The sequence below is a fragment of the Labrys sedimenti genome (assembly GCF_034424805.1).
Lineage (GTDB): Bacteria > Pseudomonadota > Alphaproteobacteria > Rhizobiales > Labraceae > Labrys > Labrys sedimenti.
Genome location: NZ_JAXOUF010000004.1, coordinates 141,916 through 164,551 on the forward strand (window position 1 = coordinate 141,916; position 22,636 = coordinate 164,551).

Below are 22,636 nucleotides of genomic sequence, written 5' to 3' on the forward strand. Positions count from 1 at the left end.
GCATAGTGTTGCGCATGGTCTTGCCTTTCAGTGTGTTTGAAACAGTTTGAGCGCCCGCAGGCGCAGGGAGAGGATGAAGAGCGGCACGCCGACCAGGGTGAGGCCCAGTCCGAGCGGCATGGCGATCTCGCTGGCCACTGCCCTCGTCAGCCCATCAGCCCCGCCAGGAAGAGCCTCGCCCGCGCCAGCGCGGGTGAGAGGAAGCCGACCAGCTGGGGCGCCAGCACGCCCAGGAACATCAGCGGGCCCACGGCGGTGACGGCGGCTGCCCCCAGCAGCACTGCGAGCACGAGCACGATCGGCCGCGACCAGCCGATCGGCTCGCCCAGCGCCATCGCCATCTCCTCGCCGAGCTCATAGGAGCCGAGGGCGTGCCCGGCCAGGAAGGCGGCGGGAAGGCTGAGCAGGAACCAGGGGGCCAGGGCGGCGATCCCCGCCCAGCTCGCCTGGAACAGCGACCCCGCCAGCCAGCTCGACAGGGCGTAGGAGGTTTCGCTCGGCGTGTAGAGGATGAGCAGCGAGGCGATCGAGGACAGCACGGTCTCGATCGCGATGCCCATCAAAAGGATGGCGAGGCCGTTCGAACGCTCGCGCCCGACCAGGAAAAGCAGCGCCAGCGCCACGCCGAGCCCTCCCCCCAGCGCCGCCAGGGGGACCAGGGCCGCCGGCGCCGTCGGGACATAGATCAGGAGCAGCATGATCATGATCATCGAGCCCTGTCTGAGCCCGAGCAACCCCGGATCGGCGAGAGGATTACGCGTGAGCGACTGCAGCATCGAGGCGGCCATCGCCACCAGCCAGCCGGCAAGAAAACCTGTGACAATGCGGGGCAGCCGGACATCCCACAAGGCATAGGCCTTGTCGGGATCGAGCGGCGCGGCGCCGAGGGCAGCGGCAAGGTCGCCCAGCCCGGCCTTGATCGATCCCGTGCCGAGCGACAGTGCCGTCAAGGCGATGGCAGCCAGGATCAGGAAGAAGCCCGCATAGAGATTGCCGAGCCGGATCTGCAGGCCGCCGGGCCAGCGCAGCACGACCTTGCCGTCGACAGCCCGCGCCAGCCTCACGACAGGCTCCTCGCGGCCGCGCCGAGATAATAGCGCCGGACGATCATGGCGAAGACCACGCCGCCCATGAGGTCCATGAGCACGCCGGTGTGCAGGACATAGGGTTTGAAGGCCTCGCGCGCGGCAAGGTCCGCCAGCAAAGTGAGGCCTGCGCCGCAGACGGCGCAGGCCGGCAGGCCGAGCTTGAAGCCGCCGCCGACGAAGGGCCGGACCAGATGCGGCACCACCAGGCCGACGAAGCCGATCGGGCCGCAGATCGCCACGGCCGAGCCGGCGGCGAGCGCCACAGCCGCCAGGGCGAGGCGCGAAACCCTGATAACGTCGACGCCGAGCGAAGTGGCCTTGCCGTCGCCGAGGGCGATCACAGTGAGCGGCCGGGCCAGCAATTGCAGCCCAACCAACTCGATCAGGCCGATCCACCAGAAGCGCAACAGGCGATCGGCATAGACATGGTTGATGTTGCCGCTCACCCAGCCGAGGAAATCCATGCGCCGGGCCGGATCGGAGAGCAGAAAGGCATTGGCTATGCCGATGAAGAACATCGAGACCAACGCACCGGCCAGGATGAACGCCAGGCCGCGCGGATCATGCGACAGTCCGGCAAGCCGGGCCACCAGCAGGCTGGTGGCAAACCCGGCCAGGGCGCCGGCGAGGGCCGCAAAGCCCTGGGCATCGAGGCCGAAATCGAAAAGATAGGCGCCGGCGATGTCGAAGGCCGTGGCGCCTCGCGGGCAAACGCCTTGCGCCCGATGGTCCGGATCGGCTGTCCCGCCAGGGTGATCTCGCCGGCCCCGACGGGCAGGAAGCGCATGATCGCCTTCAGCAGGGTCGATTTTCCGCACCCATTCGGTCCGATCAGGGCATTCAAGCGTCCAGGTTCGAAATCGACCGACACGCCCCGCAAGACTGGTTGCCCGCCATAGCCGGCCACCACATTGTTCGTCCTGAGCACCGTGTAATCATCCAACGTAAATCACGCTTGAATACAGATTAAGTTACGGTAAATCATCACGCAATTCTAAAATTGAAATAGAGATACTTTAAAATAATTCAATACTGCACCGATTGGAGGTCAAACAACAAGGTATGTAAATCAAAAGAAGATTGCATATCGGGCTTTCTTTGGCTCCGACTTGGCTGAGTGGCGATGGTTGGCGGCGCTTAGACAGCGACATCGAGAATATTTACTCTGATGAATTCTATCTGGACATTGCCAAACGGGCTGAGGCGGCCAGGCTGGATTTCGTCTTCCGGCCCGACACGCTTTTCCTCGATCCCCACGCGCTTGAAACCGGCCCCGGCTTCGGCAGCCTCGATCCCACCATCCTGCTGGCGGCCATGGCGCGTGAAACCAGCCATATCGGCCTGCTCACCACCATCTCCACCGCCTTCAATTCGCCCTATGTGGTGGCGCGCCAACTGCAATCCCTCAACTGGCTGAGCAAGGGCCGGGTCGGCTGGAACATCGTCACGGCACTGGACGGCAACGAGAATTTCGGCCTGCCGGCCATGCCCTCGGCCGGGGAACGCTATGAGCGTGCCGCCGAATTCACGCAAATCGTGCGCAGGCTCTGGGCGAGCTATCCGCAGGACGCCCTGAAGCAGGATCGCGAGAGCGGCCGCTATGCCGTTTCAGCCCTCGTGCGGCCGATCGATCACGGGGCGTCCGTTTCAGCGTCAAGGGGCCGCTCAATCTGCCGGCCTATGGCACATCCTCGATTCCGCTGATCCAGGCCGGCGCTTCGCCGACGGGTCGCGATTTCGCTGCTTCCGTCGCCGACGCGATCTTCGCCTCGACCCCCGACATGGCAGCCGCGCTGGAGTTGCGCAGCGATCTCAGGCAGCGCGCACTCGGCCATGGCCGCAGAGCCGACGACATTCGCGTGCTGCCGGGCCTCAGCCTCTATCTCGCTTCCAATCGGAGTGAGGCGCGGGCACTCTTTGCACAGACCCATGCCCGCGCCGATACGGGGCGCAGGTTCAAGGCCATCCGGGACATGACGGGCCTCGACCTCTCGCGCTGGCCCGACGACCGCCGCGTCACTGCGGCCGATCTGCCCGAGGTGACCCAGGCATCGCGCAGCCGCACCCATGCGGAACTCCTGCTTCGCCTGATCCGCAACGAACAGCCGACGGTCACCGAACTCCTGACCCGACCCGAGGTGATCGGCTCGGCACATTGGCGCGTCATCGGAACGGCGCAGGACGCCGCCGGGCAGGTCCGGCAATGGGCGAGCGCCGGCGCGATCGACGGCTTCGTCATCCTGCCGGGCGGATCGGCCGAAGCGCTCCGGCTGGCCCTCGAGGATCTCGTACCTCAGCTGACCGAGGCAGGGTTGTTTCGGCAGGCGTATCGTGGATCGACTTTCGCCGATCATCTTAGGGACGATGGCGACGCCTGAAGCTCGATATGCCGCAATACCAACGGTATTGATGCTTGACCGACCAAGCAGCGTCATTGCGAGCGCAGCGAAGCAATCCAGGACTTCCGGACGCGGTGGCCATGGCTCCTGGATTGCTTCGCTACGCTCGCAATGACGCGTGAGTCAAACATCGTGGCGTTGGTATCAGCCATCGCCTCAGCCATATTGCGCCAGGCCGTGGCCGAGGGACCAGTTCACCTTGGCAACCTCGACGAGGTTGATGAAGACGTCTTCCGGCCGAATTCCGGGATTCTCCGCAAGGCGCTCCGCGATCCGGCGGAACAGGGCCCTTTTCTGCGCCTCGCTGCGCGTATTGCTCACGGTGAGCTGGATCAGCACGAGGTCGTCGCTGCGGGCCACGTCGAAATAGTGGGCGCCGTAGCGGAAATTTTCGGCCTCACACTCGGTGATGGTCATGAACTGATCGTCCTCGGGTACGTCGAAAGTCTCGCGCATGGCCTGGTAGAGGCCATCAAAGATCGCCTGGCGATAGGCTGGCGGCTTTCCGGCACGCATCGCGATGTGTGTAAGCGGCATGGGGTCTCTCCTCTGTGATACGATCCGAGCCTAGATGTCGCTCCTTCATTTTGATATTCTATGGATATTGATATCAGTAATAAGCGATGGAAATGATGGAGCGCCCGCTCGACCTCGATGCCGTCAGGGCTTTTGTGCATATTGCCGACCTCGACAGCTTTACGCGGGCTGCCGAGGTTCTGCAGACGACGCAGGCCGCCGTCAGCCTGAAACTGAAGCGGCTGGAAGAAAGGCTCGGCTGCCGCCTCGTCGAGCGGACCCCCCGCTATGTACAGCTCTCACCCCAGGGCGCCGCCTTTCTCGAACCGGCCCGAGAACTCCTGGCCGGACATGAGCGTGCGCTCGCCGTCTTTGCGACCACGCGCCAGCGTCTTACCATCGGCCTCAGCGATCATGTCGCCGGGCCCGACCTGCCGGCGCTGATCGCGCGCATGAACACCCAGGACCCGCAGCTTCTGATCGAGATCCGCATCGGGTCCTCAGGAGACCTTTTGCAGAGCTTCGACCGGCGCGAGCTCGACAGTGTGATCGTGCGCCTCCATGCCGGCCGAAGCGATGGCGAGGTGATTGCCGAGGAGAAATTCGGCTGGTTTGCCGCACCCGACTGGCAGAAGCGGGCGGGTGAGCCGCTGCCTTTGGCGACGATGGCCGAACCCTGCGGCGTACGCGCGATGGCAGGCCGGCTGCTCGATGACGTCGGTCTGCCCTGGCGCGAGAGCTTCGTCGGCGGCGGGGTCGCCGCGGTGACGGCAGCGGTGATGGCCGGGCTCGGCATTGCTGCCCTGGCACCGCGCATGCTGCCTCTCGGGGCTGTCGAGGTTGGCGCCAGGCTTGGCCTGCCCGAATTGCCGCGTCTGCCGGTGTTGCTGCATAGCCGGGTCAGGCATGAACGGCCGCGCCAGGCACTCGCCGCACTCGCGGCTGCCTTCCGTGCCGCCGTACGAGGATAGCCTTTCAATCATAAGAATTTTGTTTCGAAAACATATTCAATATATTGAAATATAATTATTATTCTTGTTCCCCTGAATTACATTCCTTGTGCCCGGCGCCCTTGCCTGCCCTGGCATGGCCTCGTCTTTCGTCGTGAAACGGTTGATCGTCTCAGCGCCCGCCTTTATCCCTCTTGTCGACAAGAGGATTCTGAAATGAAGAAGAAATCAGCGGGTGGTGCGGCCATTGAGAGCAAGGGTGGCTCCGCGGAGCGCAAGCGTGGCTCCGGTGTGAAGATGGTCTATGACCTCCTGCGCGACGAGATCCTCGATCTGGTGCTGCCGCCGGGCAGCCCGATCGACGAAGTCCAATTGGCCGAGCGGTTCAAGATGTCGCGCACGCCAATCCGCGAAGCGCTGGTAAGGCTGGCGGGAGAAGGACTGATCGACACCCTTCCCAATCGCTCGACCATGGTATCGAGCATCGACTTCCTCAACATGTCGCCTTTTTTCGACGCCCTGGTGCTGATGTACCGGGTGACGACGAGGCTGGCGGCCGAGCATCACCGCGCCCAGGATCTCGAGGTGATCCGTGCCCAACAGGCCGAATTCGCGGCGGCCGTCGCGGCCCAGGATGCTTTGGCGATGATTGCCACCAATGCTGCTTTCCACTCGACCATTGCCGAAGCCGGCCGCAATCCCTATTTCGCCGGCCTGTTCAAAAGGCTGCTCGACGAGGGCCGGCGCTTCCTGCGCCTCTATTACCAGTCCTTCGACGACCGGCTGCCGCAGCGCTTCGTCGACGAGCATGAGGACATGATCGCGGCAATCGTGGCGCGCGACGTCGACCTTGCCGAAAAACTCGCCAAGATCCATGCCGAGCAGATCGTCGAGCAGATCCGCAAATTGCTGGTCCGCGACCGCCGGCTGGAGATCGCACTCTGAAGCGCCGTCGTCGGAGCCGCGCCATAAGGTGTAAAGAAGTTTTGAAACAAGGCGTTAGAACGAAGATCGTGACGCTGTAACCTATTTCGCAGCGCCATTTGTCGATTTCTTGTCGACAAATAAAATACAAAAGCGTATGAAGGGGCCGACGATAGGAATCGGCACCCATGCAGGACTGCGATCAAGCCTATCCCCCGGCCAACAGAGGAGCTCGAGATGAAGGCCAAGATTTTCTCCGGTGTCATTCCTGCGCTGATGACCCCGTGCAAGGCGGACCGCAGCCCGGATTTCGAGGCCCTCGTGCGCAAGGGCAAGCAGCTCATCGCCGACGGCATGTCGGCCGTGGTCTATTGCGGCTCGATGGGTGACTGGCCCCTTCTCACCGATGCCCAGCGCATGGAAGGCGTCGAGCGCCTGGTCAAGGCCGGCGTCCCGGTGATCGTCGGCACCGGCGCAGTCAATACCGCTTCGGCGGTGGCCCACGCCGCCCACGCCCAGAAGGTCGGCGCCCAGGGTTTGATGGTGATCCCGCGCGTCCTGTCACGCGGTTCGGTCGTCGCGGCCCAGAAGCAGCATTTCAAGGCCATCCTCACCGCCGCCCCCGATCTGCCGGCCGTGATCTACAACAGCCCCTATTACGGCTTTGCCACGCGCGCCGACCTCTTCTTCGCCCTGCGCGCCGAGCACCCCAACCTGGTCGGCTTCAAGGAATTCGGTGGCCCGGCCGACATGCGCTATGCGGCGGAAAACATCACCAGCCGCGACGACGGCGTCTCGCTGATGATCGGCGTCGATACCGCGGTGTTCCACGGCTTCGTCAATTGCGGCGCCACCGGTGCGATCACCGGCATCGGCAATGTCCTGCCCAAGGAAGTGATCCATCTGTGCAAGCTGTCGCAGGCCGCTGCTGCCGGCGACGTCGACGCCCGCCAGCGCGCACAGGAACTGGAGCAGGCTTTGGCTGTGCTCTCTTCCTTCGATGAAGGGCCGGACCTCGTCCTCTTCTTCAAGCACATGATGGTGGTGAAGGGCGACAAGGAATACACCCTCAACTTCAACGAGACCGACGTGCTCTCCGACAGCCAGCGCGGCTATGCCGAGACCCAGCTCAAGCTGTTCGACACTTGGTATGCCCAGTGGAGTCGCCTCCCCGGCGCCGTGCAGAAATGCGCCGCCTGACGGCCTTGTAAGACTGCCGAACTGAAAGGGCCCTCCGGATAGGAGGGCCTTTGCATTTGTGGGGGCTATCGCGATCCATCTTCCCAGGCAGATATGTCTACCTGGGATAGCAGGAGAGTCGATTTCCCAAAGGCTGGCCTGTGATGACCAGGCTACATAATGTTTGACCGACTGAAGACATGTGTCCCTGGGACCGCCAGCATCCTGCTGGCGGTCCCAGGAAGAGTTGGCTTCAATCCACCGCAGCCAGGCCGAGGGCCAAGAGCCGGTCGAGCTGTTCGACTTCCGTACCGCTGAGGACGATGCCTTCCGCCTGCGACTTGGCGCGTGCCGCAAAGCGACGCTGGGACGGCAGCCTGGCGCCCTGCCCGACGATCGCCTCGAACAAGGTCTCGGCGCGGGCAAAGGGATCACCGGGCCGCCCCGCAGCGAATTTCTCGGGCGAGAAGGCCAGGATCAGTTCGCCATGGGCCGGTGCCAGCGTCGTGGTGCCGAGCGCCTCTAATGCTTCGGGGCTGGTGAGGTCGCCGATCATGATGCCGGCCAGGAGTTCGACCATCGTGCCGATCGCCGAGCCCTTGTGGCCGCCGAAGGGCAGCATGGCGCCGGCGAGGGCGGCCACCGGATCCGTCGTCGGCCTGCCCTCGGCGTCGATCGCCCAGCCCTCGGGCAACGGCTTGCCGGCCCGCCGGTGCAATTCGATCTCGCCGCGCGCCGCCACGGAGGTGGCGAAGTCGAAGACATAGGGCGGCTTGCCCTGACGTGGCCAGCCGAAGCCGAAGGGGTTGGTGCCGAGCAAGGGCTTGTTGCCGCCGGTGGGCGCCACGGCGGAGTAGCTGGGGCACATCACGAGGGCAGCGAGGCCGTGCTCCGTCACGGCCTCCACCTCAGGCCAGAGCGCCGAGAAGTGGGTGCAGTCATTGATCACCAGCGCGGCCAGGCCATAGGTGCGGGCGCGCTCGACCAGCAGGGGCAGGCCGAGCTCGAAGGCCGGATTGGCAAAGCCTCCCTTGGCATTGACCTTGACGACGGCGGAGGCATCCTCTGCCGACAGAACCGGCTCTGCGTCGGGGCGGACCTTGCCGGCCTTCACCGTGCGCAAGGCGCCCTCGATGCGATAGATGCCATGTGATTTGCAGGCATCGCGCTCGCCGGCGACGATCACGCGCGTCACGGCTCCGGCCTGGTCGGCATTGAAGCCGGCCTTGCGGAAGATCGCCTCCACCTGCTCGCTCAGTTCCTTCGTCGTCACAAGACGGCTGTCTGTCATGGCATGCCTTTCCCGGTCATCTGCGTGGCCGTCGATATCACGGCTTGATGATTAAAATACATAGTGTATACACAAAATCGACAAGCTCGTTTCAAAATTCGCGCTCGCACGGCCCCGCTACAGTGATGGAAGGAATGGCATATGGGTTTCACTCCCACAGGCAAGCATCTTGTCGCAGGTGACTGGGTCGAGGGCGAAGGCTTCTTCGCATCGGCCCCCGCCCATGGGCCGGCCCACCAGTTTTCGATCGGCACGAGCGCGCTGGTGGATCGGGCCTGCGAAGCGGCGGAGGAAGCATTCTGGCATTTCGGCTATGCCAGGCGTTGGGAGCGCGCCGCCTTCCTGCGTGTTCTCGCCGACGAGATCGAGACTCGAGGCGAGGCGATCACCGAGATCGGCAGCCAGGAAACCGGACTGCCTCCAGCGCGCCTGCAGGGGGAGCGAGCCCGCACCACCGGCCAGCTCCGGCTTTTTGCCGACCATATCGAGCTGGGCGGTTATCTCGACCGCCGCGTGGATATGGCCTTGCCCGATCGCCAGCCGGCGCAGCGGCCCGAGATCCGCATGATGCAGCGCCCCATTGGCCCGGTCGCGGTGTTCGGTGCCTCCAACTTCCCCCTCGCCTTCTCGACCGCCGGCGGCGATACCGCCGCCGCGCTCGCGGCCGGCTGCCCCGTGGTAGTCAAGGGGCATTCGGCCCATCCGGGAACGGGCGAGATCGTAGCCGAAGCGGCCGACGCCGCCATCCGCCGGAGTGGTATGCATCCGGGTGTTTTCTCCCTGATCCAGGGCAATAGTCGCGAGATCGGCCAGGCCATCGTACGGCACCCCCTGATCAAGGCCGTCGGCTTTACCGGCTCGCTCGCCGGCGGCCGGGCGCTCTTTGATCTATGCGCAGCCCGCCCCGAACCAATCCCCTTCTTTGGCGAGCTCGGATCGGTCAATCCGATGTTCCTGCTGCCCGAAGCGCTCAAGGCACGGCCCGAGGCCCTCGGCCAGGGTTGGGCGGCATCCCTCACGATGGGGGCCGGCCAGTTCTGCACCAATCCCGGCATCGCCATCGTAATCGACGGGCCCGATGCCGACCGCTTCACTGCCGCCGCCAGCGAGGCTCTTGGCAAGGTATCGCCGCAGGCCATGCTGTCGGACGGCATTGCCCGCTCGTATCATGAAGGCCAGGCCCGCATGACCGCACGCAATGCCGTGCGCGCCCTGCTGGCGACGCCGATGTCCGGGCGCGAGGCCTCGCCCAGCCTGTTCGAAACCTCGAGCGAGCGCTTTGTCGCCGACCACGCGCTCGGCGAGGAGGTATTCGGGCCGCTTGGCCTCGTGGTGCGGGCATCGTCCCAGGAAGACATGGAGCGATTGGCCCGCGCCTTCGTGGGGCAGTTGACCGCGACCATTCACATGGAACCGGCGGATCTCGCCGCCGCGCGCCGCCTGCTGCCCATCCTCGAGCGCAAGGCCGGGCGCGTGCTCGTCAACGGCTTTCCGACCGGCGTCGAGGTCGTCGATGCCATGGTGCATGGCGGCCCCTATCCGGCCTCGACCAATTTCGGTGCGACCAGCGTCGGCACCCTGTCGATCCGACGCTTCCTGCGGCCGGTGGCCTATCAGAACCTGCCCCAGGGCTTGTTGCCGGACGATCTGGACAGCTGAGGTAAACCGTCCGCGCTCCGATCGTCTCCGAATGAGAGCATCCATCATCCCCGGCACGGCCGAAGACCGTGCCCCTCTCCGCTCGCCAGGATGAGAGCGTTGCCGGAATAATTTATGCCCACACATAAAATTCTTTTTGTATTCATATTGTATTTTTAGTTGATTTCGCACGTGAAAACGCAATAGTGGCCCCGCCGTGAAAAACACGGGCCAACGCAGGGAGAGAGCGTTAGAATGAGGAAATCGGTTGCCGCCTTCGGCCTCATGGCCGCCATCGCCATGGTCAGCCCCGCCAAGGCTGACAAACTGGATGACATCATCGCTTCGGGAACGCTGCGCTGCGCTGTCGTGCTCGACTTCCCGCCCATGGGCGCGCGCGATGCCAACAACAACCCGATCGGCTTCGACGTCGATTACTGCAACGATCTGGCCAAGGCCCTCGGCGTGAAGGCCGAGATCGTCGAGACCCCCTTCCCCGAGCGCATCCCGGCCCTGATGTCCGGCCGCGTCGATGTCGGCGTCGCCTCGACCTCCGACACGCTGGAGCGTGCCAAGACCGTCGGCATGACCATTCCCTACTTCGCCTTCGAAATGGCAGTGACGGCCAATGAGAAGTCGGGCGTCAAGTCCTTTGAGGACATGAAGGGCAAGGTCGTCGGCGCCACTGCCGGCACCTATGAAGCCATCGCGCTGGAAAAGCAGGTCAAGGCCTGGGGCTCCGGCGAGTTCCGTCCCTACCAGACCCAGGCCGACGTCTTCCTCGCCCTTAGCCAGGGCCAGCTCGACGCCACCGTCTCGACCTCCACGGTCGCGCAGGCCAATGTGAAGACCGGCAAGTTCCCCGGCATCGCCGTGGTCGGCAAGGCGCCCTTCGACATCGACTATGTGTCGCTGTTCACCAATCGCGAGGAATACGGCCTGATCAACTATCTCAACCTGTTCATCAACCAGCAGGTTCGCACCGGCCGCTATGCCGAACTCTACAAGAAGTGGGTGGACGAGAACGTTCCCAATCTCACCGTCAACGGCTCCTATCGCTGATCTGACCGTTTCACCGGCGGCGCGCTGGCAAGCGGCGCGCCGCCGATCCTGCTCGAGAGGTGAAACGGCATGTTCAAATATGCCTTCCATTGGAACCAGGCCCTGAAGGCGCTGCCGCAATTGCTCGACGGTGCCCTGGTGACGCTGCAGATCGCGCTCCTGTCGATGGCGATCGGCCTCGCCATCGCCATCCTCCTCACTCTGTTCCGCCTGTCCGGCAACCGCCTGCTCGGTGGCTTCGCCACGGCCTGGGTCGAGGTGGCGCGCAACACGCCGGCGCTGTTCCAGATCTACATGGCCCATTTCGGCCTCGGTAATTTCGGCCTCCACCTGACACCGTTTGCCGCGCTGCTCGCCGGCATCGCCTTCAACAATGCGGGCTACCTGGCCGAGAGTTTCCGCGGCGCCCTCAAGGCCATTCCCGACACGCAGGCTCGGGCCGGCCGCTCGCTCGGCATGACCTCGCTGCAAGCCTTCCGGATGATCGTCGTGCCGCAGATGCTGCGCGTCGCCTTCCTGCCCGCCACCAACCAGATGGTCTGGGCCATCCTGATGACCTCGCTCGGCGTCACCGTGGGCATGAACACGGACCTTGCCGGCGTCACGCAGGAGCTGAACGCCCGTTCCTTCCGCACCTTCGAATTCTTCGCGCTGGCCGCGGTGATCTACTACCTGATCGCCAAGGCCGTCACTTTGGCAGCCCGGGCGGTCGCCTGGCGCATGTTCCGGTATTGAGAGGGCTGATCATGTTCAACACCGCCCTCACCTGGAGCGATCTCGCCTTTCTCGCCCAAGGCGCCGGCATGACGCTGGCGGTCACCGCAGTCTCGGTTGCCGCCGGCACCATCCTCGGCATTCTTTTCGGCGTGATCCGCGTCCAGCTCGGCCCCTATTGGTCGATGCCGCTGACCTTCCTGCTCGACATCTTCCGCTCGGTCCCGCTGCTGATCCAGCTCGTACTGGCCAACGCCTTCCAGTCGATCGCGCGGCTGGGCTGGCCGCCCTTCACCACTTCCTGCGTGGTGCTGAGCCTATATACAGCTGCCTACTGCACCGAGATCGTGCGCGGCGGCATCGGTTCTGTCCCGACGACCACCCGCCGGGCCGCCCGCTCGCTCGGCATGAGCTGGTGGCAGGACATGCGCTACATCGTAGCGCCGCTGGCCATACGCGTCTCGCTGCCCTCCTGGATCGGCCTGACGCTCGGCGTGATGAAGGACTCCGCCTTGGTGCTCTGGCTCGGCCTGATCGAGCTCCTGCGCGCCTCGCAGATCCTCGTCACCCGCCTGCAGGAACCCCTGTTCATCCTGATGATCTGTGGCGCCATCTACTTCCTCATCAGCTTTCCCATCGCCCGTCTCGGCGGCTATCTCGAAAGACGGTGGTCCCCCAATGATTGAGATTCAGAACGTCCGCAAATCCTTCGCCGCTCTCGAAGTGCTGAAAGGCATCAACCTCACCGTCGACAAGGGCGAGGTGGTCAGCATCATCGGCGGCTCCGGCTCGGGCAAGTCGACGCTGCTGACCTGCATCAACGGGCTGGAACCGATCAATGCGGGCCGGATCACCATCGACGGCACCGAGGTCCATGCCAAGAGCACCGACCTCAACAGGCTGCGCCAGAAGGTCGGCATCGTCTTCCAGCAATGGAATGCCTTTCCGCATCTGACCGTTCTGGAAAACGTCATGCTCGCCCCGCGCAAGGTGCTCGGCATGGCCAAGGCCAAGGCCGAGGAAATCGCGGTCAAGCAGCTCAGCCATGTCGGGCTGGCCGAGAAGCTTTCGGTCTATCCCACGCGCATGTCCGGCGGCCAGCAGCAGCGCATGGCGATCGCCCGGGCCCTTGCGATGTCGCCCGAATATATGCTGTTTGACGAGGTGACATCAGCGCTCGACCCGATGCTCGTCGGCGAAGTGCTCGACACGCTCAAGATGCTGGCCGAAGAGGGCATGACGATGATCTGCGTCACCCATGAAATGGCGTTCGCCCGCGACGTCTCCAACCGGGTGGCCTTCTTCCATCAGGGCGTGATGGCGGAGATCGGCACGCCGGAGCAGCTCTTCGGCGCGCCGCAAAACCCCGAAACCCAGAAATTCCTGGCGAGCGTGCGGTGAACCCCGATCTCGATGTCATCGTCATCGGCGCCGGCGTGGTGGGCCTTTCCTCCGCCATCGCCGCCAAGGCGCGCGGGCTGTCGGTCATGGTACTGGATCGGGAAGGCCCTGCCGCCGGCGCTTCCGCCGGCAATGCGGGGGCCTTCGCCTTCACCGACATCCTGCCGCTCGCCTCGCCCGGTATCCTGAAGAAGGCGCCGAAATGGCTGCTGGATCCGCTTGGCCCCCTAAGTGTGCCGCCGGCCTATGTCCTGAAGATTGCTCCCTGGATGTTCCGCTTCTGGCGGGCCTGTTCGGCGTCACGCGTCGCCCATTCGACCGCCGCCCAGACCGCCCTGATGGATCTCTCCAAGGCGGAACTCGAGCCCTTCCTCACCCAGACCGGCACGCTGCCGATGCTGCGCAAGGAAGGCAATCTGCAGGTGTATGAGAGCCAGGCTGAACTCGAGGCCTCGCTGCCGGGCTGGGCTGCCCGCGCCGCCCACGGCATCGAGTTCCGTCATCTCGACGCCGCCGGCATGGCCGCGATCCAGCCGGGGCTCGCCCCGCGTTTTACCCACGGGACCTTCACACCCGGCTGGTACTCCATCGCCGACCCCAAGCTCTATACCCTCGCCTTAGCCGACCATCTGCGCGCCCAGGGTGGGCTGATCGAGCGGGCCGAGGTCAAGGCGCTGCGCCCATGCAAAAACGGCGTCGAGATCCTCGGCGCGGATGGCAGTGTGCGGCGGGCCGCCCAGGTGGTGCTGGCAGCGGGCGCCTTCTCGCACCGGATCAGCAGAACCATCGGCGAGGCCATCCCGCTCGAAACCGAGCGCGGCTACAACACCACTTTGCCGCCTGGCGCCCTCGACCTCAACACCCAGATCACCTTCGGCGGGCATGGCTTCGTCGTCTCCCGTTTGTCGACCGGCATCCGCGTCGGCGGTGCCGTGGAGCTCGGTGGCCTGGACCTCAAGCCGAATTTCCGCCGCTCGGAAGCCATGCTCAGGAAGGCGCAGGCCTTCCTGCCAGGCCTCAAGCCGGAAGGCGGCGTGCAATGGATGGGGTTCCGTCCCTCCCTGCCCGACAGCCTGCCCGCCATCGGCCGTTCCAGCGCGACGCCGCGCGTGATCCACGCCTTCGGTCATGGCCATCTCGGCCTGACCCAATCGGCCGGGACGGCGCGGATCGTCGCCGATCTGCTGACCGGCCACACGCCCGCCATCGATATCGCTTCTTTCTCGCCTCAGCGTTTTTGACGAAAAGGTCCTGCCATGGCCAACCATACGTTCTCATGCATCGACGGCCACACCTGCGGCAATCCCGTCCGCCTGGTGTCAGGCGGCGGCCCGCTTCTCAAAGGCGCGACCATGCTGGAAAAGCGCGCCCATTTCCTGCGAGAATTCGACTGGATCCGCACCGGACTGATGTATGAGCCGCGCGGCCACGACATGATGTCGGGCTCGATCCTCTATCCGCCGACCCGGCCCGATTGCGATGTCGCCGTGCTGTTCATCGAGACTTCCGGCTGCCTGCCGATGTGCGGCCACGGCACCATCGGTACCATCACCATGGGCATCGAGCACGGCCTGATCACGCCGCGTGAACCGGGCAAGCTCTCGATCGATGCCCCCGCCGGCAAGGTCGACATCACCTATCGCCAGGAAGGCCGCTTCGTTGAGGAAGTGCGCCTTACCAACGTGCCCGGCTTCCTCCATGCCGAGGGCTTGACGGCCGAGGTCGAGGGCCGGGGCGAGATCGTGGTCGATGTCGCCTATGGCGGCAATTTCTACGCCATCGTCGAGCCGCAGAAAAATTTCCGGGATATGGCCGACCATACTGCCGGCGAACTGGTGGGCTGGAGCCCGAAGCTGCGCGCGGCGCTGAACGCCAAATACGAATTCGTCCACCCCGAGCACCCTGAGATCCAGGGCCTCAGCCACATCCAGTGGACGGGCAAGCCGACGCAGGCAAGCGCGCATGCCCGCAACGCCGTGTTCTATGGCGAGAAGGCGATCGACCGTTCCCCCTGTGGTACCGGCACCTCCGCGCGCATGGCCCAGCTCGCCGCCAAGGGCAAGCTCAAGGTCGGCGACGAATTCGTGCATGAATCGATCATCGGCTCGCTGTTCAAGGGCCGGGTCGAGGCGGCGGCCAAGGTCGCCGGCCGCGACGCCATCATCCCCTCCGTCGCGGGCTGGGCGCGCATGACCGGCATCAACACCATCTTCATCGATGACCGCGACCCCTTCGCCCATGGTTTCGTGGTCAAGTGAGCTGGCTTGGTGGTGAAATGAGCGCCTCCCTTTCCTCGCACAATATCCTGGCAGGCACCGCCCACGGGCCCGTCATTGCTAGCCAGGAAGCGCTCAGCTTCTGGGGCGGGGTCGATCCCGCCACGGGCCGCGTGATCGACGTGCACCACCCCCTGCACGGGACCTGCCTCACCGGCGGCATCCTGATGATGCCCTCCAGCCGGGGCTCCTGCACGGGTTCGGGCGTGCTGCTCGACCTGGTCCTCAACGCGCGGGCACCGGCGGCGCTGGTGTTCTGCGAACCCGAGGACGTGCTGACCCTGGGCGCCCTGATCGCCGCCGAGCTCTTCGGCAAACCCCTGCCCGTGCTGCGCCTGGCACCGGAGGCTTTCGCAGCCTTGGCACGCACAAAGTCCGTGCGGATCAGCGAGACGGGCATCGAGGCCGATGGCCTTTCCTTGCCCCTCGCTCCCCCCGCCATCGCCAGGCTCGACCTCACCGAGGCCGATCGCGCCATGCTGGATGGGCGGGATGGGCCCGCGATGCAGCAGGCCATGCGCATCATCTGCGCCATGGCGGCCCAGCAGGGCGCACAGAGGCTGGTCGACGTCACCCAGGGCCATATCGACGGCTGCATCTATGCCAGCCCGGCCAACCTGACCTTTGCCGAAAAGATGGCCGAGATGGGAGCGCGTGTCCGCGTGCCCACCACCATGAACGCCATTTCGGTCGACCGCGCCCATTGGCAGGAGCAGGGCGTGCCGCCCGCCTTCGGCGCGCCGGCCGCGCGCCTTGCCGATGCCTATGTCCGCATGGGCTGCCGGCCGACCTTCACCTGCTCGCCCTATCTGCTCGACAGCGCTCCCCATGCGGGCGAAACCATCGCCTGGGCCGAATCCAATGCGGTGATCTTCGCCAACACCGTGCTCGGCGCGCGGACCGCCAAGCATCCCGACTTCCTCGACCTGTGCATCGCGGTGACCGGGCGTGCCCCCTTGTCGGGGGTCTATCTCGACCAGCACCGCAGGGCCCGCCGCATCATCGATGTCGAACTCCCCGACCAGGTGGACGATGCCTTCTGGCCGCTGATCGGCTATCTCGCCGGCCGTGCCGCACCCGAGCGCATCCCACTGTTGCGCGGCCTGGCCCCGGCCCGTCCTTCGCGGGATGACCTCAAGGCACTCTGCGCCGCCTTCGGCACCACTTCGGCGGCACCGATGCTGCATGTCGAAGGGGTCACGCCAGAGGCCGATGGCGCCGTGGCCGGTGAAGCCGACAATGTCGTCATCACGCGTGCCGACATGGCCGCCGCCTGGCAGCGCCTCAACGAGGGGCCGGAACAGGTGGAGCTCGTCGCCATCGGCAGCCCGCATGCCTCGCTCGACGAATGCCGTAGCCTTGCCGAGGTGCTGGCGGGCCGCCAGCGCCGTGCCGATGTAGCCGTCATCGTCACCGCCGGGCAGCAGGTCATCGACCAAGCGCAAAGCGACGGCACCCTCGCGCGCCTGCAGGACAGCGGCGTGCAGGTCCTGCCGGATCTGTGCTGGTGCTCGATTTCCGAGCCGGTCTTTCCGACACGGACCCGTGCCGTGATGACGAATTCCGGCAAATACGCCCATTACGGTCCCGGCCTGTCCGGCCGCGCCGTGCGCCTGGGCAGCCTTGCCGATTGCGTGACTGCGGCCCTGACCGGCCACGCCCCCCAACGTCTGCCGAACTGGCTTTCCTGAGGACCCTTCCATGCGCAGCACGAAGACTATTCACGTGATTTCGGCCCATGCCGAGGGCGAGGTCGGCGACGTCATCGTCGGCGGCGTCACCCCGCCGCCCGGCGATACCATCTGGGAACAGAGCCGCTGGATCGCCCGCGACCAGACCCTGCGCAATTTCGTGCTGAACGAGCCGCGCGGCGGCGTGTTCCGCCACGTCAATCTGCTGGTGCCGCCCAAGCACCCGGAAGCCGATGCCGCCTTCATTATCATGGAGCCGGAGGACACCCCGCCGATGTCCGGCTCCAACTCGATCTGCGTGTCCACCGTGTTGCTCGACAGCGGCATCCTGCCGATGCATGAGCCGGTGACGGAGATCACCCTGGAGGCTCCCGGCGGGCTCGTCCGCGTGCGCGCGGAGTGCCGGAACGGCAAGGCCGAGCGTATTTTCGTACGCAATCTCGCAAGCTTCGCAGACAAACTTGATGCCAAGCTTGAAGTCGAAGGACTGGGTACGCTCACCGTCGACACCGCCTATGGCGGCGACAGTTTCGTCATCGTCGATGCGGCCGCCTTGGGCTTTTCGCTCAAGCCCGACGAGGCCCACGACATCGCCACGCTCGGCGTCAAGATCACCAATGCGGCCAACGCGGCGCTCGGCTTCCATCATCCCGAAAATCCCGACTGGCGCCATTTCTCCTTCTGCCTGTTCGCCGGCGCCGTCGAACGCACGGCCGAGGGCTTGCGCGCCGGGGCGGCCGTGGCGATCCAGCCCGGCAAGGTCGATCGTTCGCCGACGGGCACGGCCCTGTCGGCTCGCATGGCCGTGCTACACGCCCGCGGGCAGATGACCCTGGAAGACAGCCTGACAGCGGTATCGGTGATCGGTTCGACCTTCACGGGCCGCATCGTCGGCACCACGCAGGTTGGCGGCCGCCCGGCTGTGCTGCCCGAAATTTCGGGCCGCGCCTGGATCACCGGCACCCACCAGCACATGCTCGACCCCTCCGATCCCTGGCCCGAAGGCTACAAGCTGAGCGATACCTGGGGCGCGCGCTGAGAGGCGTGCCGCCGCAAGTCGTCGGTGCCGTCATTGACCCGAAACCTGCCGTCTCTATCATCGGGAATCGATAGTGATTTTCGAAGAAACGAGCACTGTGGCAATGACGGCCGACGGACCACCAGTTCCTCCCAAGCGGCCTCCGCAGCCCTCCGAAGCCGGCAAGAAGGAGCAAGACCTGGCGGCCAAAGGGGGAGGGCCAGGCAACGCTTCGCCGCTCGAAGTCTTCGGCGTCTTCCTCAAGCTCGGACTGACCTCTTTCGGCGGGCCGATTGCCCATCTCGGCTATTTCCGTGACGAATTGGTCGTGCGCCGCCGCTGGATCGGCGAGGCTGGCTATGCCGACCTCGTGGCACTCTGCCAATTCCTGCCGGGCCCCGCCTCCAGCCAAGTCGGTTTTTGCCTGGGCGTCCTGCGGGGGGGCGGCTTGCTGGGTGGGCTTGCAGCCTGGCTCGCCTTCACCCTACCCTCGGCCATCATCCTCACCGCCTTTGCCCTCGGCGCATCGGCGCTGGCCGGTCCCCTGGCGGCAGGCATGCTCCACGGCCTGAAACTGGTGGCAGTCGCCGTCGTCGCCCAGGCGATATGGGGTATGGCCAAAACCCTCACGCCGGACAGGGAACGCGTCGCCATTGCCTTGGCGGCTGTCATCCTCACCGCCCTGACGGCAGGCTGGCTCAACCAGATCGGCGCCATCGCGATCGGTGCACTCGCCGGGCTCTGGCTCTGTCGCACCGGAAAAAGCGTCCCCGTCGGGCGCCTCGGCTTTGCGGTATCGCGGCGCAAGGGCATCCTCGCCCTGACTCTGTTCGCGGCCTGCTTCCTCCTTCCCGCCTTGCTCGCGGGTATGGTCGGCCGGGATACCGCCTTCTCCGGCGCAATGACGCTGTTCGATGCCTTCTACCGTTCGGGAGCGCTGGTCTTCGGCGGCGGCCATGTCGTCCTGCCGCTGCTGCAGGCGGAGGTGGTGGCACCAGGCTGGGTCGGCAACGAGGCTTTTCTTGCCGGCTATGGCCTGGCCCAGGCGGTACCGGGGCCACTCTTCACCTTCGCCGCCTATCTCGGCGCCGTCATGACACCCACGCCGAACGGCATTGCGGGCGCGCTGATCGCATTGGTTGCCGTCTTCGCACCGGGCCTCCTGCTGGCCTATGGCATGCTGCCCTTCTGGGACACGCTGCGGTCACGTCCTGCGGCACAGGCCGCCATGCGTGGGGCCAATGCCGCGGTCGTAGGCATCCTCGCTGCGGCCCTCTATACCCCCGTCTGGACCAGCGCGGTCCTTTCGCCGCGGGACTTTGCGCTCGCGCTGACCGGCTTCCTGTTGCTCACGGTCTGGAAAATACCACCCTGGATCGTCGTAGCCTTGCTGTCGGCGGGCGGCGCATTGCTTGCCTTGGCCTGATCCGTCCCACCCGAACCGCTTGTCCACCTGGCGAGCAATAGCGCGACGAAGTAACCAGCCACTGGCCAATTCATCGAGCGCTGCCTCTTGACTCCCCCCCACAGAGCCGGCGCCCTACGGCGGCAAGGCCTCTGAACATGCCCATGCTTTGAGAGATGAAATGATTTTATAGTATATTTGTAGAATTTATCCGCGGAAATGTGATCGATCGCCTGATATCTGCAATTGTAATCCACCCCCGCGAGGTGTTTTATTGAGGAAAGAGCGGATTAGTCCGCCGCATCAATCCGGCGCAGAGGGGCAGGCGATGACATCGGCCCTCGATTTGTTCAAAGCCGTCAAGCTGGATACAGGCCTGTCCGAGACATTCCAGGTCCATGAACTGTTGCGCAACGCCATCATCGCCATGGTGTTGGCCCCCGGGGAACCAATCCAGGAAAAGGAGATCTGCGCCCGGCTTTCGATACCGCGCCCACCTTTGCGCGATGCCATCCTGCAACTGGCAAGCGAACGTTTCGTCATCATCGAGCCGGACGGCCGAACTCTCGTCGCCGCGATCGACATCGGCGAAGTGCTCACCGGTCAGATCGTCCGGGAAACCTTCGAGGTCCGGATAACCCGCCTTGCGGCTCGACACTTCGTCCCAGCCCGGGCCAGGGATTTCGAGCATTGCCTGTCGCTGCAGGGCGAAGCCGCCAGACGGCACGATACCGATGAATTCTTCGCTCTCGACAACGCCTTCCACAAGCTGATCTGCGAAATCTCCGGCGTCAGCCACAGCTGGCGCATCCTCCGTGCCGCGACAGGACAGCTCGATCGCGTCAGGCGGCTCGCCTTTGCCTTCGAGAACAGTTTCGATGTCGTGATGGCCGAGCATGACGCGATCTACCAAGGCCTGAGAACCAGAAGCGAACAGGCCAGCGTCACCGCCCTCCAATTCCAGCTCGACAGCCTGTTCGAAAACCTCCGCCTGCTGCGAAAGCAGCATCCGGATGTGTTTGCCGGCTACGGTGACATCAATTTCGACATGATCCGATAGGCGCGACGCTCCGATTGGGCTTGGCTCCTCTCCGCGATCTGAATTTAAGTGCATCAAACTTGGATTTATTTGGTAAGAAAATGCGTTTGTATGCATTCAAATCAAATGCCAGGATTGTTTCGGTGATCAAAAAAATCACATCTGATATTTGTTGATTGGTGCTGCCGTCCATGTGGCAGGCCTCCCTCTGGGATAGACCCGCCATGAGCGTGACCGAATTCCGCGGCCCCGGACTGACCGAAAGCCAGTGGCAGCAGATCCAGGTACTGGCCACGACACTCGACAACCGCCAGCTGCAGTGGCTGAGCGGCTTCTTTGCGGGGATCGAGTTCAAGGCCGGCGACTGGGGAACGCACACCCCTCTCCTGCCAACGCAGCAGGAAATCGCGTCGAGCCGCCAGCTCACCATCCTCTATGGCAGCGAAACCGGCAACAGTGCCGCCCTCGCTGCGAGCCTGGCCGAGCGCGCCCGGTCCGAAGGCCTCTCGCCCCAGCTGTTCGACATGGCCGGCTACAAGCTGCGCGGCTTGAAGGACGAGCAGGACCTCCTTCTGATCGCCAGCACCTATGGCGAAGGAGACCCTCCGCAGCCGGCGGCGAATTTCTTCGAATTCGTCGAAAGCCGCAAGACGCCCAAGCTGGCAGGGCTGCGCTTTGCGGTGCTGGCGCTCGGCGATTCCACCTATGAGCGCTATTGCGAGGCGGGCAAGCGGCTCGACCGGCGTTTCGAGGAACTCGGTGCCATCAGGCTGCTCCCGCGTGTCGACTGCGATGTCGACTATGACGAACCGGCTTCGGCCTGGATGACGAGTGTGCTCGGCCATATCGCCAAGCCGGCCTCTACGGCAGTTCCCCCCTCGGTAGCGGCGAAACCGCACGCCATCACCGGTTTCGACAAGCGGCATCCCTTCGCCGCGCGTATCCTCGACAACCTCGTCCTCAGCGGGCGCGGTTCCTCCAAGCAAACCCGCCACGTCGAAATTTCGCTGGAGGGCTCCGGACTGGCCTATGAGCCGGGGGATTGCCTGGGCCTGATGCCGAGCAACGATCCAGCCTTGGTCGAGGCGGTCATCGGCGAACTCGGCTATGACGCCGCGGCCACGGTCACCGTGAAGGACAGGCCCCTTCCGATCCAGGAGGCCCTTGCCCGATATTTCGAAATCACCGCCCTCACCCCGCGTTTCATCGAGCATTGGGCTGAAATCACCGGTGCCGATGTCCTGAGGCACCTCTGTGATCCCGCCTCGGTCGAAGATCGGGCTGCCTTCATGCGCGGGCACCATATTCTCGATGCGATCCGCCGCTTTTCTGCCAGAGGCCTTGCCCCTCAGGCCCTGATCGCCGGCTTGAGGCCCCTGCAGCCCCGGCTCTATTCCATCGCCTCGAGCCTCGCCTCCGCGCCGGACGAAGCCCATCTGACGGTTTCCACCGTCCGCTACGAGCTGGCGGGCGAGCCCCGTTCCGGCGTTGCGTCCGGGCACCTGGCCGATCGCGCCCAGCCTGACGAGGCGCTGCCCGTCTATATACACGCCAATCCGCATTTCCGCCTGCCGGCCGACGACGTGCCCATCATCATGGTCGGCGCCGGCACCGGCGTGGCGCCCTACCGGGCCTTCATGCAGGAGCGCGAGGCACGAGGCGCCGGCGGACGCAGCTGGCTGGTGTTCGGCGAGCGCAATTTCCGCACCGACTTCCTCTACCAGAGCGAATGGCTGGCCATGCTGTCCGCCGGGCTGCTGACCCGCATGGACGTCGCCTTCTCCCGCGACGGCCGGCGCGAGGGCCATGACAAGATCTATGTCCAGCACCGGCTGAAGGAACAGGCGCGTGAGGTCTTCTCCTGGCTGGAGGAAGGCGCCTGCTTCTATGTCTGCGGCGATGCCAGCCACATGGCGCCCGACGTGCACCAGGCCCTGCGCTCGATCATCGCCACGCAAGGCGGCCTCGGCGCGGATGCCACCGACGATTATCTGCAGCGCCTGCAGCGCGAGCACCGCTACCAACGCGACGTCTATTGAGGCCGC

General features: G+C 64.8%; 18 protein-coding genes and 3 pseudogenes. 16 read left to right on the forward strand and 5 right to left on the reverse strand.

Going from position 1 to position 22,636, the window contains the following annotated elements:
• Positions 1-27: 27 nt before the first annotated feature.
• From U1R88_RS15670 to U1R88_RS15680, 3 genes and pseudogenes are all read right to left on the reverse strand, one after another.
• A pseudogene (locus U1R88_RS15670) lies at positions 28-1,064 on the reverse strand (FecCD family ABC transporter permease).
• A complete protein-coding gene (locus U1R88_RS15675; protein ID WP_322432062.1) occupies positions 1,061-1,906 on the reverse strand; it encodes a FecCD family ABC transporter permease in 846 nt (281 codons plus the stop codon). The pseudogene U1R88_RS15670 and the gene U1R88_RS15675 overlap by 4 nt, the downstream one beginning before the upstream one ends.
• Positions 1,855-2,016 (reverse strand): annotated as a pseudogene (locus tag U1R88_RS15680) (ATP-binding cassette domain-containing protein); the annotation flags it as partial. The gene U1R88_RS15675 and the pseudogene U1R88_RS15680, both read right to left, overlap by 52 nt.
• Positions 2,017-2,156: 140 nt before the next feature.
• Here U1R88_RS15680 and U1R88_RS15685 point away from each other — a divergent pair.
• A pseudogene (locus U1R88_RS15685) lies at positions 2,157-3,466 on the forward strand (NtaA/DmoA family FMN-dependent monooxygenase).
• A gap of 177 nt (positions 3,467-3,643) precedes the next feature.
• On the opposite strand, the gene U1R88_RS15690 reads toward U1R88_RS15685, so the two are convergent.
• On the reverse strand, positions 3,644-4,024 hold the full coding sequence (locus tag U1R88_RS15690) for a tautomerase family protein (protein WP_322432063.1): 381 nt from the start codon (positions 4,022-4,024) through the stop codon (positions 3,644-3,646).
• Positions 4,025-4,116: 92 nt separating this feature from the next.
• Between U1R88_RS15690 and U1R88_RS15695 the strand changes: the two genes are divergently transcribed.
• From U1R88_RS15695 to U1R88_RS15705, 3 genes are all read left to right on the forward strand, one after another.
• A complete protein-coding gene (locus tag U1R88_RS15695) occupies positions 4,117-4,974 on the forward strand; it encodes a LysR family transcriptional regulator (protein WP_322432064.1) in 858 nt (285 codons plus the stop codon).
• Positions 4,975-5,169: 195 nt separating this feature from the next.
• On the forward strand, positions 5,170-5,898 hold the full coding sequence (locus tag U1R88_RS15700) for a GntR family transcriptional regulator (RefSeq protein WP_322432065.1): 729 nt from the start codon (positions 5,170-5,172) through the stop codon (positions 5,896-5,898).
• A 216-nt stretch (positions 5,899-6,114) separates the two neighbouring features.
• Complete coding sequence (locus U1R88_RS15705) at positions 6,115-7,077, forward strand: dihydrodipicolinate synthase family protein (RefSeq protein ID WP_322432066.1); 963 nt, start codon at positions 6,115-6,117, stop codon at positions 7,075-7,077.
• A 232-nt stretch (positions 7,078-7,309) separates the two neighbouring features.
• Here U1R88_RS15705 and U1R88_RS15710 read toward each other — a convergent pair whose 3' ends face one another.
• Positions 7,310-8,347 (reverse strand): Ldh family oxidoreductase, encoded by a 1,038-nt coding sequence (locus U1R88_RS15710; protein ID WP_322432067.1) that lies wholly within the window; start codon positions 8,345-8,347, stop codon positions 7,310-7,312.
• 141 nt (positions 8,348-8,488) lie between these two features.
• On the opposite strand from U1R88_RS15710, the gene U1R88_RS15715 reads away from it, so the two are divergent.
• The 12 genes from U1R88_RS15715 to U1R88_RS15770 all read left to right on the forward strand — a co-directional run bounded on the left by U1R88_RS15715 (position 8,489) and on the right by U1R88_RS15770 (position 22,630).
• Positions 8,489-10,006 (forward strand): aldehyde dehydrogenase (NADP(+)), encoded by a 1,518-nt coding sequence (locus U1R88_RS15715; protein ID WP_322432068.1) that lies wholly within the window; start codon positions 8,489-8,491, stop codon positions 10,004-10,006.
• 234 nt (positions 10,007-10,240) lie between these two features.
• Complete coding sequence (locus tag U1R88_RS15720) at positions 10,241-11,047, forward strand: ABC transporter substrate-binding protein (protein WP_322432069.1); 807 nt, start codon at positions 10,241-10,243, stop codon at positions 11,045-11,047.
• Positions 11,048-11,116: 69 nt separating this feature from the next.
• A complete protein-coding gene (locus U1R88_RS15725) occupies positions 11,117-11,782 on the forward strand; it encodes an amino acid ABC transporter permease (protein ID WP_322432070.1) in 666 nt (221 codons plus the stop codon).
• Between the two features lie 11 nt (positions 11,783-11,793).
• On the forward strand, positions 11,794-12,447 hold the full coding sequence (locus U1R88_RS15730) for an amino acid ABC transporter permease (protein WP_322432071.1): 654 nt from the start codon (positions 11,794-11,796) through the stop codon (positions 12,445-12,447).
• Positions 12,440-13,162: an amino acid ABC transporter ATP-binding protein gene (locus tag U1R88_RS15735; RefSeq protein WP_322432072.1), complete on the forward strand. Its 723-nt coding sequence runs from the start codon at positions 12,440-12,442 to the stop codon at positions 13,160-13,162. Before U1R88_RS15730 ends, U1R88_RS15735 begins: the two co-directional genes overlap by 8 nt.
• A complete protein-coding gene (locus tag U1R88_RS15740; RefSeq protein WP_322432073.1) occupies positions 13,159-14,403 on the forward strand; it encodes an NAD(P)/FAD-dependent oxidoreductase in 1,245 nt (414 codons plus the stop codon). The genes U1R88_RS15735 and U1R88_RS15740 overlap by 4 nt, the downstream gene beginning before the upstream one ends.
• A 15-nt stretch (positions 14,404-14,418) precedes the next feature.
• Positions 14,419-15,420 carry a 4-hydroxyproline epimerase gene (locus tag U1R88_RS15745; protein ID WP_322432074.1) on the forward strand — a complete coding sequence of 334 codons (1,002 nt, stop codon included), beginning with the start codon at positions 14,419-14,421 and terminating at the stop codon, positions 15,418-15,420.
• A gap of 17 nt (positions 15,421-15,437) precedes the next feature.
• Positions 15,438-17,129: a cis-3-hydroxy-L-proline dehydratase gene (gene lhpI, locus U1R88_RS15750; RefSeq protein WP_322432075.1), complete on the forward strand. Its 1,692-nt coding sequence runs from the start codon at positions 15,438-15,440 to the stop codon at positions 17,127-17,129.
• A gap of 10 nt (positions 17,130-17,139) precedes the next feature.
• Entirely contained in the window at positions 17,140-18,168 is a 1,029-nt protein-coding gene (locus U1R88_RS15755) for a trans-3-hydroxy-L-proline dehydratase (RefSeq protein WP_322432076.1), read from the forward strand.
• Between the two features lie 103 nt (positions 18,169-18,271).
• Complete coding sequence (chrA, locus tag U1R88_RS15760; protein WP_322432077.1) at positions 18,272-19,573, forward strand: chromate efflux transporter; 1,302 nt, start codon at positions 18,272-18,274, stop codon at positions 19,571-19,573.
• Positions 19,574-19,880: 307 nt separating this feature from the next.
• Positions 19,881-20,612 carry a GntR family transcriptional regulator gene (locus U1R88_RS15765; protein WP_322432078.1) on the forward strand — a complete coding sequence of 244 codons (732 nt, stop codon included), beginning with the start codon at positions 19,881-19,883 and terminating at the stop codon, positions 20,610-20,612.
• A 203-nt stretch (positions 20,613-20,815) separates the two neighbouring features.
• Positions 20,816-22,630, forward strand: coding sequence for an assimilatory sulfite reductase (NADPH) flavoprotein subunit (locus tag U1R88_RS15770; RefSeq protein ID WP_322432079.1), 1,815 nt, complete (start codon positions 20,816-20,818; stop codon positions 22,628-22,630).
• Positions 22,631-22,636 lie beyond the last annotated feature (6 nt).